The sequence below is a fragment of the Aeoliella fuhlenseeensis genome (genome assembly GCF_052161615.1).
Lineage (GTDB): Bacteria > Planctomycetota > Planctomycetia > Pirellulales > Lacipirellulaceae > Aeoliella.
The window spans coordinates 2,980,815-2,995,781 of the sequence record NZ_CP197417.1 but is presented as its reverse complement, the minus strand read 5'-3'; the positions used below and the strand labels follow the sequence as shown (position 1 = coordinate 2,995,781).

The window sequence follows — 14,967 nt, the reverse complement described above, 5'->3', positions numbered from 1 at the left end:
ACCCCGTTAGGAATAGTTCTGCCAGTCGGTATTGCTGGTAAGGGTCGGAACCATTTTCAAAGGAGATGCCTGGCACTAGTCCTTCCATTTGGGTGTCTCGCCAAACCCAATTAACATGGGCGAGCTTCGATCTTTGATCCCCTAGAAAAATTCCGGCAGGCGGCGCGAATTGAAGCAAGCCATCGGGATTCGTGATTCGTAGAAAAGTATTCATAGCACTGTCTTTCAGAAAGGATTGAAATTGATAGACGAGCATGACATAAGCTGTCACGCTCGCCCGAGAAGAAGTTACCGACCGACGCGATTAGCACGACAAGGCGTAGTTAGTCGCGCCAATTTGGAGCGAGTCGCCCGAAAGGTGCGTCTGCTTTGTAGAAGCTAGAACATCCACGCTGCTCCGCAGAGTAAAGCCTCGGTAATGCCCTTTGCGAATACCATCAACGCGCTTCTGGCGAACCGGTCCGATGGGAAAGCTAACGGCTTCCTTGAGCGTTTTCAGAAACGCCGTTTTTGGCACTTCGGGAAACCCAAATTTCGTGCAGAATTGAGTATAACCTGCAAGTACTTCGCTGGTTTGCACTTCGTGCTCGGCACCACCAACCAAACAGGCTTTGGCGAACTCGGCGACACCTTCTTGGGCTGGCGTCACTTCGTCGTCATGCACGCCCGCAATGACACTTTCTTTGAGGGTGGTTTGCACCACCGGTAGCCAAAAGCGTCCACAGCGTTCTGGAAGCGGCATATCGAACAGCTTGCGCAACATGGAAGGCGCTTCGTCGCGAAGGCACTGATTTAGTACGTCCTGCTCGATGAACTCTTCAATACGAGACACCCCGATCATCACAAGCCGAACGTCATTAGACTCGCAAGGCACGAAGTTGGCATCGTTGGCCGTGTGAATAAAATGAGTAAAGTTAGGGACTTCGTACGCATCCGTCCGCATACGACGTATTGTCAAGGTCGGACTAGTGAGAATGCGTTTGAGCATCGCATACGCCTTGTTATGGCTATCCCGCAGGTCAAGTTCCTCGATGAGACAAAGCACCTTGCCTTCTAGCTCGCTGGTAAACGTTCCAGTAAATGCTTCCTGGTTTATCTCAGCGACTCCGGGGTTAATTAGGTAGGAAAGAGAAACTGCGAAGGTTGATTTCCCCGTATTATTCTCGCGGCTGTACAGGAAAAGGTAGGGAGTACGCTGGCTAGGTCTCTCTATTAGGAGCTTGACCCAAATACGCAGGTAATCAGCGCCCGTGGTGATGCCCAGTCGTTGGCAGTCTGGATCGGCCGCCACATCTTCATCTAGGCCCTTACCGATATGCTCAAACAAGGCATCCCACGTGGGTGTGTCCAACGCAACGTCGGCAGGTTCGCAGGCCAGTTGTGGCGCTCCACGATTCCATCGCTTACCATCGAGGTACTCGGGTTTGACCGGCTCGTAAACCAGTTCGTACGGCTCTTGCCGCATCCGTCCCATGGCACTCGCCGGGTGGATGGACTGGTAGACGAGGACGTTTTTCACCTCACCAGCGTTGGTTCCGATCCACTTCTCACCATTGCGGACAAACCACTTATCTGAACCCGCCTCGTTGGATACGGCGCGGACGACTTCCGAAGCTCGGATCGAGTCTGCGTACGCAAAAGCCTCGTCCGGTGGCGGAATGAGGAAAGAGCGTTGCCACGTGCCGCTGGCGACGGTCCAGTCTTCCAAGGGCCCATCGGTATCTCCCTTGGCAACGGTGATGCGAGCTTCGTCTTTGGTTTGTTTTACGAACAATTTTCTGTCACCGAACATTTCCGGTACATCGACGGCAACTCCGATAGCCTCCAGAAACTGTCGCAAGGCGTCGTGACCGAACTCATAGCCTTTTGACGAGTTGTTCTTCGCGAAGTGATGGACAGCCTTGTCGAAGGGCACACTGACGTTGAGGTACGCATATGCTCCTTTGGGACTGCGATACCAGGATGTGTCCTCCTGGGCATCTCCGAAACGCATGACGAGGAATGCACCGCCGGGTAACGGCCACATGTGGCAATTTGGAGTACCCGGATCGGTACCAGCCGAATTAGTGCGGAAGAGTCCGCGATAGCTATGCTTCTTCGCCGCCTGCTCTAAAGCTTTGGTGTGCGTGTGAAAGCACCCAAGTTCTGGAACGTAGATGAAGGTGAAGCCCTCCGCCTGTACCTGATCCTGGATCTGCAGATGAGCTGGAGAGAGTTCGACGGTAGAAGGCGCACAACGGATGCTTTGGCTTCTCTTCGACTTCTCCAGGTCACGCCATCCGGGTGGCAAGTCGGTTGGATTGAGTGTGTCAGTTGCTGGCTTGATGACCTCAAACGCGTTCGGCGCGGCATCGGCCTTATAGATCCAAAGATTGCCACCCGCACAGTCCTTTGCGGCCTTCAGGTCACATCCGGTGATTCGGCTCGCTACTTCTAAAACGGCAAGAGCGAGTGCCGAACTTTCTTTCCGGCCGCCGATTTTCACCGGCTCAGAGACGTGGGCGAAACAATGTAGACCCTTGCCACCAGAAGAGCGGCGCACTTCCAACCAGGGCACCATCTTTACGGCTTCAAAAACAGACTCGAACCTACCCTGGTCCAAACCGCTAGCGTGGTTGTCATCGGTGTCGATATCGATGCCGATGCAGGTTACTTGCTGCTCAACATAGTCCCACCCGGCGGTACCTAGGTTGAGGAGCTTTGCATCTTTCGAAATCTCGGGGAGTTCGCGGCAGATTGCCCCGGTGGCCTCTACGCGAGGTACTCGGATCACGTACTCGTTGCCGGCGGGGCCTTGCACCTTCATAGTGAAGTCCATCCGGCTGACATCCAGTTCACGGGCACGGCGGAACTGTTCGGTGTCGGGCACCTCACGGAGGATAAAATCGCGTACTTTCATCAACACGGTCCTTTAGAAAGGAATGAAGAAGGCGGGGCAGACCGGTTGGTTGCACCGCGGAAGATGGCCGACCCAGAGTGGGCCGGCGGGGAGATGGGGGGAATTATGCCCCTCATTTGTCAGGTCATTGAATGAGATGACCTGACAGTTGGTTTGGAGAAAACTACTTGTTTTTAAGGGTGTTTTTTACTGTCAGTCTGTCAGTCTATTATTTAGTTAGTTTATTTTTAAAAATAATTATAAAAATAATAATAAGAGTATATATAGGTAAAAGACCTCCAATCAGTTCAATGACAGGTGACGGGTAAATTCCGTTACCAAATCTGCCCGCGATGAGGCAATTAGCCGGACCGATAGAGGGGTAGCCACCAGGACTACCAATACGAGCTTGCCGAATCCGGCGTAGCAGGACAGTCGTTGAAACCTCGGTAAAGAAGCTGGGGCTAATCCTGCATTGAGGAGGCTACTCCCGCCTACTTATACCTATGCGTACTTAGGCCCATTTCGATGAGACAATTCTAGAAAAATCCGACTTTTTTTAGATCGCCCGAAGTCGACTTCTTGGACGCTACTGCGGCTGCCCGCATTCTGTAGCGGCCGTGGCCCCGGTCCACAAAAGGTCCAATCGACCGTCGTCTGAGGTCGGCACGTTTGATGGAATCCAGGCTATTCCACCTGTATTCCGGCACCGTAAAAATGTGGGTGTGGGTTAGATCCAGGTCCGCCCTATGTATTCGCCCAAGGACATCCGTCAGCCGGCCTAGTCATAAGCCCTCACTGCACAGGATACGAGCAAAGATACTTCCACCCTGGCACTCCAGCTAACTGGTTTTCAGCGAATTCTTCGCCTTAGAATTCGGTGCCCTGCGGAATTCCGCCAGGGAAGAATGGAGTCTCGGCGATATGCGGCTAATGTCCATTCCGCTTGGGCTTCGCGATTTGACATAGATGTCCGAGATATTTTGCCACGCTTAAATAAGTCGAAGACCCGTTACAGTTTGGATGTCTCGTGCGGGCTATCGTTCCCCTTAGGTCTTACGAAGAACCGATAGTCATTTGTAGACTGTCGCACGGTTAGCAGCGTCTTGCGAAGGTACAGACCGTCCGCGACCAGTCTCGCACGCATCACACGCTGGACCATCGCCAAGTGAGCGATAAACTTCGTTGTCGGGCCCATTGCAGGAAATGGATGCATATTCCACGGCGGGTACCGTCCCGAATCGACTGACCGATCCTCGATACTCCCAGTACAAGGGAGGATTTTCCAGGGATCATGCTCGCAGAGGTACCCCCTGCGAGCATACCCCGGGTTTGTATTAGTCCGCGATAGGAGGACTGTTTGAGGCCATGGCTCGGACGGCAACTATTTTGTCGACGTCCCATTCAGACCAATGGTAATCGGCCGACTTAGAACTTCTACGCCTGCTATCCTGTCCGCGCCCGCCTGGACCAATGACGTTGATGACATGATCCCGGTAGGAGTACCACTGAGACTTTACAGTTGGACAGGGTAAGCCCAATTGTTCAGCGATTTTCGCGAATTTCTTTGGTTTGTTGCCGCTGAGGATGAGGTGATGCTCGCCTCCCGTAACTGTGCGTCCTGAGATTCCAAAAAGCTCTTTAACAATTGGCCGACTCTTGTGGTTCGCAAGGCAATAAAGTGTCACGATGGTTTCGTGTAGCAACTCTGCCCGTGACCCCCGCTCGCTGAGATTGCGAGAGCGTAGTCTATCGCCCAACGTCGGCCCATCGACGTCGATTCGCTGGCTTAAGGAATCGCAACGACGGTCCCAAGGCTTGTAGGCGGGCTCTCCGCGCGCGACTCGCTTCTGAATAGCAGCGGCCGAGGGCTGCGGTGACGCAAATCGTCGACGATAGGCGTCCTCCATAGCGCTCTTGATACCTAACGAAATCGAATCAAGCAGATATTCCCCCGAATCGATGTCATGACGGTCTAGGCGGCTGTCGACAAGTCTTATTAACTGGACGGCGCCTACCGCTTCTAGTTCGTCGCTCCAAGCCTTCACCCATTTTTCACGCGCCCCGACTTTGTGAAGCACATCATCGGCGAGCCATTTCAAGCAGGGCATTAGCGCGATGCACAGCTCATTGCGTCTCCCGCGCGATTGCTTCGTTTCCTTGTAGAGTTCGTATACTCGCTCGTAGTCAAACTTGGACGTACAACTCACCGTGGGCAGACAAATGCTCATAATACATTCCTAGTCGTGTGTTTTTCATGTAGCGCGCCTCCGTTTGTGGTTGGTCGGTCTCGAGAAACGATGTGTTAAAACCACTTGAACCTAGCGTTTGGGCAGGCTATGCCTTCCTCTAGGACCCAGTTCCGCATGGCACATCGTTTTCCCACGTAAATCATCGTCTGCCACGATCGTAGTGGAACTCCGAACATTCCTCTAAACCCAACAAACCAGAGTGCACTACGAACCCCTAAACCGAACAGAGCATATCATCAGAAAGATTCGGAATATTCTAAAGTCGCTCACGTCACCCGCGCCAGCAACGAACGAGGAATCGAACTGGACCATGCGACTGTCTTGGGTTGCTGCAGTCCGGCCATTTCAAGAAGGATGTACCCATCTCGCGGCGTTATGTAGGAGCCGGGGGGGCCGAAATTCTGGTACAGCGTTTAGTCAAAGACCGCTCGTTCCCCGTGCAGGAATTTTCGCGAAATTAGGTAGGGGGTGGGGTCCAGAACTTGGGCATGGCGTCGGCAAAAGGGCCTAGCTCGTCAAGATGCCACGATCACGAGCAGAGGGCAGTGGATGCGGGCGGGCCTACAAGAGAGCAAGCGGGGGATAGCGATTCCCCCCACCTTTTGACGGAAGAGATATAGCGATAGTACCCGATCGGTCAGCCAAACGGACGTCGCCAAAATTGATTTTTCTTGGGGGCTTGTTTTAAGGCTATCCCTAGGACAGAAACGGGCGGTTCCGACCTGCGTCGGCGTTTACGGCCGACGCAGGTTATAGGGCTGCCGACGAAAGGACCTTGTTTCCTGCCCGATCCACAGATGCTTAGTTGCAGAGGTCGTTCGCACCACACGCCGTTCTGCAAATCCACCCAAGATGGTGGTTGATCTGACCTCGACGTTGGAGGCTCAGCCCAACTCGCGGCCGTGTCCAGACCGTGCAAACGCCGCTTGCAGCCGATGGAGGATCTCTGCCAGCGTACCCTCCGCGTTCCACGTGTCGAACATCCTGCAGCATGTCTTCCAGGTGCCGAACTCTTCGGGAGCATCGCGCCATGGCGAACCGGTCCGCAACACCCACAAAATGCCATCGAGCACTTGGCCTGGGTCGCGGCGAGGTCGGCCAGTGGGAGCCGGTTCCGGAAACACCTCAGCGATCAATTCCCATTCCTCATCCGTGAGTGGCAAACGAGACATCGACAAAGCTTCCTTAGCAGAAAATTGAAAACCCTGTCAAGCATCGCCGATTACTCCATCCGTTCAAAATGCCAGTTTTGGGACAAAGTCTAGCGTCTTGTAGATAAGGGCCCGTTCACGCCCCACCGCTTTAAGTCTTGCGGTTTGTCAGCCAGCTTCGTCCGCGCGCGGCTAACGGCCTCGGAGAGCGTTCTGTAGGTCAGCGGTGCAAGCTTCCAAGTGGCGCGACCTGTAGGGTTTTCCAACGGGGACCGTTTCGCGTCCGCGCTCGGCCAGCGGTCGCCAGCGCGCAACGTCTAGCAACCGTGTGAGTTCTTCGGTCGTCACCGTACTCTCGGTCACACCGATCTGCTTACAAACCTCTGGCACCTTCTCGCCTCGCGCTAATTCGACCTCCGCTTCACGCAGCATGGCAATGATCTCTGCCGCTTTGAAGTTCTGACCTCGGGGCATAGGAACCCTCCTTCAAGTTGCGTCCAAACACCAAGATTATCGCTCCTGACGTGGGACTCGGTTGAAGAGGGCAGGTCAAACGCAGCTGTGGTGGGACCGGCGAGCTCCCTGTAGCGTGCGATGCGATGGTGTTGTTAAGGCAACTTGCCTAGGATTACCTGCGGCAGAACAATGACGAAAGTCCCTGCCAGATGAGAAGCACGCTCGGAGGGACTCGAACCGCCAACTCCTGGTTCCGAAGAGCAGTCTCGCGATAGGGTCAATGCAAAGCATTCAGCCGACAACTGGGTGGCAAAGCCTTAAATTCGGGCGACAGGATTGAAGTTGTCATGGAATGCTCAGCAAGCGTCTTCTAGCGCCCGACTTTGTTTTGGAGGATGACGGGTTTTGGAGAATGACGCCAAATCCGAACGGTCCCGTCGATTCACCCTTTCCCGACAGAATCAGGCGATCGGTTGCAATAACGACTTCCCGAATTGCAGAGGTTCAGATTCCGCCCACTACGTAACTGCTGGCTGCTATCTAGGCTTCGAAGCTTCGGAGCCCCTCGAACTGGGCAATGCGATCTCGTGCCTGACCTTGGATGGCGTGTTACTGAAAACCTCGAATTCCGCTCCAAGTGGGGCAGTCGAATCGGTACCAACCCACACATCGAACGTGCCAGGCTCCACCAAGTATTCCCCGTCGTTATCAAAGAAGCCAAGTTTCGCCACTGGGACAGCGAACTCCAGCACAGCCGATTCACCGGGCTCCAACTGCGTACGGCGGAAAGCCTTCAGCTCGCGCACCGGCCTGACGATGCTTGCCGTGCGGTCGCGAACATATAGCTGAGAGACTTCGGTGGCCGCTACCTCGCCAGTATTCTGCAGCCTAACGCGCAAGCTCAATACGTCCGAGGGTCTCAGTTTGGCGGACGAGAGTTCCAGCTCGGTATACTCGAACGTGGCATAGGAAAGTCCGAATCCAAAGGGGAACAAAGGCGTGTGCTTGATGTCTAAATAGTGCGAACGGTACTGGAACTCCTCCGGCAGATCCTCTTCATCCACGTGGGTGAGCGGCATGTAGTCGTCGGGCGCGGGGCGACCAGTCTTGGGGTGACTGTAATAGAGCGGAACTTGGCCGACGGCACGGGGAAACGTGATCGGCAGTTTGCCGGAAGGGGCGGATTTGCCTAGCACAACGTCAGCAATCGCCGGTCCCGCCATTGTGCCCGGATGCCAAGCGTAGAGTACCGCGTCGACAGCTTCGACCTCGTCGGCAATCGCGAGCGGACGTCCAGCGAGTACGACCATTACCACAGGCTTGCCGGTGGCAGATAACTCGGCGACTAATTTAGATTGGACACCAGGAAGCTCAAGGGTCGAGCGACTGCGGGCTTCGCCACTCAGTACGGCATCCTCACCTACCAGCAGCAACACAGCATCCGACTCTTCCGCCGCCCTAACGGCCTCCGCGATCAGTGAGTCGTTCGTTGCAAAACTATTCTTTGCACCACGCGCGTAGTTTATCTGTACCTTGCCCTCTAGCACGCTGCGTAAATGTTGGAGCGGCGTAATGCTCGCTTCACTATTCCCGTCTAATGACCAGCACCCAAGCTGCTCTACCGGCTCGTCGGCCAAGGGACCGACCACTGCGAGCCGCTTCAGCTGTTGCTGGTCTAACGGCAGTACTCCGTTATTCTTTAGCAATACCAAGCTCTGCTCGGCCAACTGGCGGGCAGTTGAATAGATGTCGCCTGTTGCCGCCACTTTCGGCATCGCGACCGGTGATGCGGGCTGCAGCTCGACCTTTAGCCGCAAGACTCTACGTACGGCGTCATCTACGAGTTTTTCGGGTACCTCGCCAGACTGGACTAACGCTTTGAGGTGTCCGGCGAAGGCAGGGCTGCACATGTCCATGTCTACGCCGGCTGCGATCGCGGCCTTTGCGGCCATCGCGTTGTCCGGCACAAAACCGTGGTTCACCATTTCGCTGATCGAGGCCCAATCGCTAACAACCACGCCCCCAAATCGCCAATGGGTTTTGGCTACGTCATTGATAAGCTCGTCATGCGCCGTACCAGGCACACCATTCACTTCGCTGAAGGTCGTCATCAAGCTTCGACAACCGGCATCGATTGAAGCGCGGAACGGGGGAAGGTACACGTTGTGTAGATCTGTCTGCGATAGACTTGCCCGGTTGTAATCCCGTCCACCCTCAGCCAGACCGTAGGCCGCGAAGTGCTTGGCACAAGCAGCCATGCCATTTAAGTGCCCGTCTTTCTCCTGCTGAAAACCACGCACCATTGCAACGGCCAGTTCGCTTGCGAGCATCGGGTCTTCGCCCAAAGTTTCGGCGACGCGTCCCCAGCGAGGGTCGCGGCAGATATCTACCATGGGTGCGAAGGTCCAGGCGATGCCTTCTGCTTTGGCTTCGGTCGTTGCAAACTCAGCAGCTTGTTGGACCAATTCAGGGTTCCAGCTCGCGGCCTGCCCCAATGGAATTGGGAAGATTGTATGAAAGCCATGCACCACGTCCCGAGCAACGATCAGCGGTATTCCAAGCCGCGACTCGTCGCGGGCGATCGCTTGTGCCTGGCGAATTACTTCTCCATCGCCGGGATAGAATATTGAGCCTACGTGGCCGCTACGAATCTTGGCTCGTAATTCGTCGGTTAACTTGTCACCTTCGGGATAGACCTGTACGAGCTGTCCGATTTTCTCTTCCAGTGTCATCTCTCTCAGCAAGTGGTCGATACGGTGCGCGACATCTCCGGCCACCAAGTCGAACCGAATGGCAGCCTTACCAATATCCGAGGATTCGCTCACCGTTGGCGACTCACTTGCCAGCGACGCGGGACCGGTGCTCTGCGCAATCGCAGCCGAACCCGACAGCAGCAGGATCGCAGCAACAACGAATTGAGGACGTACCATCTTATAGATCTCTAACCAGCGGGAAGCGAGGCTTTGCCCGCTCGTTATGACGAAGTGCTTAGCTACCGACGAACATTGAAGATCCAGCCCACTGTTGTGCAGCATAGCAACAGTAGGGCGTTTGGCTCGGGCACCTGATGAGAGGCCACACTCGCGGACATGTTCCCGAAGTTCTCAGCCCACAATTGGTAATCGGAGATACCTACGACGCCATTGCCTGATCCGTCGGCCGCCAATCCGAGGCCTGTTGCACCCAGCGAATCTCGCCATAACGTGTAATCAGCCAAGTTAACTACGCCATCGCCGTTATAGTCGCCGGTTAGTTTGAGCGGATCTTGGCGGTTCCAGTACCGAACGTAATCGACATACATGGTCTGCGGCCAGATAGTAGTGCCGTTCGGGTCGCCGCCGAAATCGCCGCCTACGGCAAGATTGACGATGATGTTCTTGGCTGTCTCGAAGATGGGGCGATTGGGAGTCTCCGTCACGGTGAAATACAAATTTCCGTTAACGAAAAACCGCAGCAGGCTATCGTCCCACTCCGCGGCGAATGTATGAAAGCCCGTATGGAAGTCGACTGGCTCCCCAGCGTCCGCGGCCGTGTACTCGTCGTAAACGTATTGGTGTTGGCCACAGCAGGGGCCAGGATTTGTTTGCCAATGGTAGGCGCTGCTGGTCAATCCCGGCTGACTGCCGCGGTTCTCCAAGATGTCAATCTCGCCACCGCGGGGCCACGGGACATGGTTGGCGTTCAGCCAAAAGGCGGGCCACATTCCCTGCGAAGTTGGCAGATCAACTCGAGCCTCGAACCGGCCTGGCCCAAAGATTTCCCGCGAAGTAATGATGCCTGACTGATAATCTTTGCCGTCCCTGGGCTGATCAATCGCCGTGATCTGCAACATTCCATCCGCCACAACGACTTGGTCGGGGTGGTAGTACTGCTTCTCGTTGTTGTAGCTATCCCTGCGATCGAGCGTCTCCCATTTGGACTGATCCAATTCAGTACCCTCGAACTCATCGTGCCACACTAGATTCCATCCTGCGACGTCGGGTACCTCGGCGATCGCAACCGTTTGTGAAAGCGCAGCGGCTACCATTACCAGGCAACCTGTCCGAGTAACTGAATCAAATCTCTTGAAAACGAAACTCCTCATAACACTCCGATTTACGTTCAGACGCTTGTCTAATTCTTGGGTTTTAAGCTGTCGATGGTGCCAAATTGGATATCGTCTACCCAGATTGCGCCGGGTTGCTTAACCGGTTGCTCGAACACAATAGCCAACCGGGCTTCTTTAGCCGCGGCAGGCACTTCGGCAGCCATTGTGTGCTGCGACCAAGTGCAAAAGCTTGCTGTGAATACGAAGGCGACATAGCTGCTATGACTGGTCGTACGGCTGGAGATTAGCATCAACGAGCAAGTCTACGTGTCGGTTCAAGTTTAGGGGCCGGTGGAGGTAAGCTCAAAGTTTAGGGGCCGGTGGAGGTAAGCTCAAAGTCGAAAGTGTTGTTGCCCGGTTCCACGGTGGCTTCGAGCCCCGACTTCGTGGCATCGCCATACTCTGGTGGCGTTAGTCGCTTACCCGAGCGAGGCACGCCAATCTGCTCCTCACCCATAAGTTGCGATGCGGAAATGGACACCATGTAGGTGCCTGGTAGAACGCCTGTACTGGCCCCGGTACTAAGAGTGTAAATGCCCTGATTGTCTACCAAGCCTGTCGACGTAGCACCGGTTCCGTCTTTCCTCACAAAGGTCACGGTGCAACGAGTATCCTTAGTGGCAGCAATGGGTTCGCCGTCCAGGCTCACCACGCCGGTGACGCGCGCCATTCCATCTCCGCATCCAGTCGTCAGCAGGAGAGAGATGCTGACGCACCAAAGCGAGGCAATGGCGTAACTTCTAGACGGCACGCCGAGACGCTTTTTCGCTCTAGAACGACGCATTCACTACCTCCTCACCATTCCGCGTGCAGCTAGTTCGGTATAAGACGTTGTCGACGCCATCCGTCACGTAACGCACTGAACCATCGGCTAGGCAGAAGTTCGCTCCACCGGGATGGAAGCTGCGAAAACCCCGTTGCTCCCACCAGAAAGCTGGATCCACCGACTCGGGAGGCAAGTTCATGAGGTTGTTCAATGGCGTATTGCAACTGCACCAATCACCATCGGCGTAGAATGCCGCCGAATGGTAGTTGTAAGCGGGTACGTCTTCGCCAATCAAGAACGTGTTGCTCGTTCCGTCGGTTATCTTTGCGATGCTAATTGGACGTCGCCAGGACTGGCGGAAGAAGACTCCGCGGCAGCGCGTATCGCGATGGCAATCGCGATCGGACGTCCCCACCCCGGCCGGAGCAGGCTTATCGTATCGCCCACTTGGATAAGCCGAGGAGGCATTGGTAAACGCTGAGCCATCCGACTCTCCAACCACCGTGTCGCCGAGAACTCCTTTGTAAGTGGTAACAGTCACTTGGCACCCGCCCCATCCAAACTGTTCGCTAGATGGAGTACTTGCTTGGGCATCGGATGGACACGCTAGAACTTCCAGTTGAGACTTCATTAACTCCGGGACCGAGATGCCGTTGTTCTTGGATGCCAAGCCATACTTTCCAGGCAACCCACCTCGGGCACACGAGCCCTGGACGAAGATGCCAGCAAACGCCCCGCCCTGTTTGAATTGATCGTACAGGCTACCTTGCTCCAACTGTGGAAGCACCCGAGTAATCCAGCCGGCGGCCGAACCGGCACCGTTCGGACCATCGATATTGGCATACATGCCACTGCTTTCAGGGAAATGCCCCGCCGTGTCGTGGTAGTTGAGTGCTGCCAAACCAATGTTCTTGAGCTTGTTCGTGCAACTCATACGTCGAGCACTCTCCCGCGCTGCCTGGACTGCAGGCAGCAGCAGGGCGACAAGAATCCCAATGATGGCAATCACCACCAACAATTCGACGAGGGTAAACCCGCCTGCTTTAATGCGTTTATAGACGAACATAGCCGACCAACTCCCTTAACGAAAAATGGCGAGGCGATCTCCGAGATTGCTCGAGAGGGCATCTACCGGAGACGTCGAATCCCGCAGGCCGTGAGGGCCAGAAGCAGCGACATACCAACCACGGAGCTTGGCTCGGGTACCGCGGCGGCTTGCGTTGCACTAAGGCCGCTGGCACCTTCTCCGAAGTGCATTTTCCACAGGTTGTAGTCACCGCCGTCTACCCCGTTCATTGAATCGCCCGCTAGGTTCAAGGCCGATTCGTCGTCGGCGCCGAGGTTATCACGCCACACTGTGTAGTCGGCCAAGTTTACCGCTCCGTCTCCGTTGAAGTCGCCTGGAACTACAGTCACGGCCGTCGGCATTGGATTAGGATTAGGGGTGTTGTTCATGTCAGCTTCGGTAGCGAATACTTCGATTAGCAAGTTATCCACCCATACGCTTCCGGCCCCGGTCAAGTTGATGTTTGGGTCATAATTGCCCATGAACATGACCATTCGAATTTCCTCAATCGCATCCACGCCAAACGACTCGTTGGTTTCGGTGGTCCAGAGGAAGGTGTCGTCCAGCGGATCGTCATCAATCACTAGCGTTGCCTCGACCAATCGCCACTCGTCCGTCACGAGCGAAGTCGCCACCGGCTTGCCAAATGATGTAGTACCCGAGTTGTTGATGTCGACCCACGAAGCCTGACTTTGGTTCTTGCCAACATATAAGCCGTTACCAGCATTCTGGTCGGAATCCCAAAGCCGATCGCCCACACCGAAGGCCCCAGGTGGATTTGTGGTGTTATTCGAGCCCGCCTCTTTCCACACTTCGAACTTCAGCACCGGTTCAATCTGCGGTGCGGTACTCGTGGGGTCAGCCGGATCCTGACGCATCCACATCGAGAAGCGGAATGTATTGCCGTTCTGTATCCTGTTGCCACCGTTGACTGTCGAGATAGCTGGGTTCAAGGGGTTCAGGTTGGGCGCATCAATATTTGCGCCTTGGTTGGTGCTATCGATGCCATTTTCACCATTCGAAATACCGAACGCCAATCCAGCACCATTGAAGTTATTCGTTCCGTCCAAGGTGTAGACGGCAAAGTTGTTGCCTTGGTCAAGGGCCGTGACATCGACGAAAAATGGGGCACCATCGGCAAAGTAGTTAATTTCACCAAAGTTGGTGCCAAGATCGGTTTCGGGGTTCGCAAATAGCGGCAGCGCTTCGAGCGATTGCGCAGCAGGCGCAAACAGAAGAGCAGCGGAAGCTGCAAACAGAGTTAGTAGGGGGCCTGTACGCATCATGTCTAATACTCCGCCTAGATAATCGCCAGCAAGCGACGTGAAAATGACTTGGTTCGCATAACTGTTTCGTTGAGTGAGCAGTTACCCCAGGCACAAACCGCCTGGCGCTGTGGGGCCACTGGTCCCGGCTGTCCTCCGCCGTGAGGGCGGGGGACAGCCGACTGCCCGACCAGCAGGAAGCAGCATGTGCTGCTAACTAAAGCAACTCTTCAGAGTGATGGCGAGCGGCCTACTTGCGGCAGCGAGCCATGAATCCAGCACCGAGTAAACACAAGCCAGCTAGCGCGATGGCAGATGGCTCGGGAACTCTCGTGATGGTTGCAGTGAGGTCATCCACGAATACCGTTGCAGCACTTTGGTCCACCAGCAGACCGCCGAGCAGCACAACGCTCGCCGCACCAGCGGGAGCCGTTCCCTGTGCTTCCGAAAAGTTCCAAACGCCAACACCAGAAGCACTATTCAGGAATGGAGTCGATTCAACACCTGGGTTTGTATTAAACAGCAGACCACCAATCAGGTTGGGATCGCCTGCGATGGGATTCAATTCTGTGCCAGACGAGTCTTCCCAAACGATCTTAAACAGATGGAATGTTGCATCAGATGGCAAGGAATTCTCCGTAAGGTGATAGCCCTGCAGATTGACGATGTCGCCAGGATTGACCGGAAACTCTTGGCGTGCAGTAGGTACAGTGAACCCACCGTTGGCACTGACTAGTTGAAGGGATCCGATGCCACTGCGGACGGGAAGTCCATTAGCCGATGCGGTGAAGGCGGCACCAATTGGTCCCCAGCCAGTCACGGCAGTGTTGGGGGCAGCACCGAGCGCGGCATCTGTCTCGAAGCCGGGGTTGACTAGAATGTTGGCTGTGGCGTTTGCTGCAAGCAACAGCAGAGCCATCGTCCCCATCACTGCCACGGAGCAAGTGAGAATTCTCGACCTCATCATTAGAAGCACCTCCATCAAAAAGTGGACATCTAGACGTTCGCTCTGAGGCGACTTGTCCTGATGTCTACGGGTGTATGAC

The 14,967-nt window shown here is 55.1% G+C and carries 10 protein-coding genes; all 10 read right to left on the bottom strand.

Going from position 1 to position 14,967, the window contains the following annotated elements:
* Positions 1-304 precede the first annotated feature (304 nt).
* Positions 305-2,899, bottom strand: a complete 2,595-nt coding sequence (locus tag SH292x_RS11750) for a primase-helicase family protein (RefSeq protein ID WP_442485807.1) — start codon at positions 2,897-2,899, stop codon at positions 305-307.
* Between the two features lie 3,115 nt (positions 2,900-6,014).
* The gene (locus SH292x_RS11745; protein WP_442485806.1) at positions 6,015-6,302 is read right to left on the bottom strand and encodes a transposase; all 288 of its coding nucleotides are present in this window, start codon (positions 6,300-6,302) and stop codon (positions 6,015-6,017) included.
* Positions 6,303-6,473: 171 nt separating this feature from the next.
* Complete coding sequence (locus tag SH292x_RS11740; RefSeq protein WP_442485805.1) at positions 6,474-6,755, bottom strand: hypothetical protein; 282 nt, start codon at positions 6,753-6,755, stop codon at positions 6,474-6,476.
* A gap of 518 nt (positions 6,756-7,273) precedes the next feature.
* Positions 7,274-9,667: a beta-glucosidase BglX gene (gene bglX / locus SH292x_RS11735; protein ID WP_442485804.1), complete on the bottom strand. Its 2,394-nt coding sequence runs from the start codon at positions 9,665-9,667 to the stop codon at positions 7,274-7,276.
* A gap of 62 nt (positions 9,668-9,729) precedes the next feature.
* Positions 9,730-10,764 carry a family 16 glycosylhydrolase gene (locus SH292x_RS11730; protein WP_442485803.1) on the bottom strand — a complete coding sequence of 345 codons (1,035 nt, stop codon included), beginning with the start codon at positions 10,762-10,764 and terminating at the stop codon, positions 9,730-9,732.
* Between the two features lie 86 nt (positions 10,765-10,850).
* On the bottom strand, positions 10,851-10,988 hold the full coding sequence (locus SH292x_RS11725; protein WP_442485802.1) for a hypothetical protein: 138 nt from the start codon (positions 10,986-10,988) through the stop codon (positions 10,851-10,853).
* Between the two features lie 146 nt (positions 10,989-11,134).
* Positions 11,135-11,494, bottom strand: a complete 360-nt coding sequence (locus tag SH292x_RS11720; protein ID WP_442485801.1) for a hypothetical protein — start codon at positions 11,492-11,494, stop codon at positions 11,135-11,137.
* 100 nt (positions 11,495-11,594) lie between these two features.
* Positions 11,595-12,656 (bottom strand): DUF1559 family PulG-like putative transporter, encoded by a 1,062-nt coding sequence (locus SH292x_RS11715; RefSeq protein WP_442485800.1) that lies wholly within the window; start codon positions 12,654-12,656, stop codon positions 11,595-11,597.
* A gap of 62 nt (positions 12,657-12,718) precedes the next feature.
* On the bottom strand, positions 12,719-13,942 hold the full coding sequence (locus SH292x_RS11710) for a PEP-CTERM sorting domain-containing protein (RefSeq protein WP_442485799.1): 1,224 nt from the start codon (positions 13,940-13,942) through the stop codon (positions 12,719-12,721).
* 229 nt (positions 13,943-14,171) lie between these two features.
* Entirely contained in the window at positions 14,172-14,888 is a 717-nt protein-coding gene (locus SH292x_RS11705) for a PEP-CTERM sorting domain-containing protein (RefSeq protein WP_442485798.1), read from the bottom strand.
* Positions 14,889-14,967 lie beyond the last annotated feature (79 nt).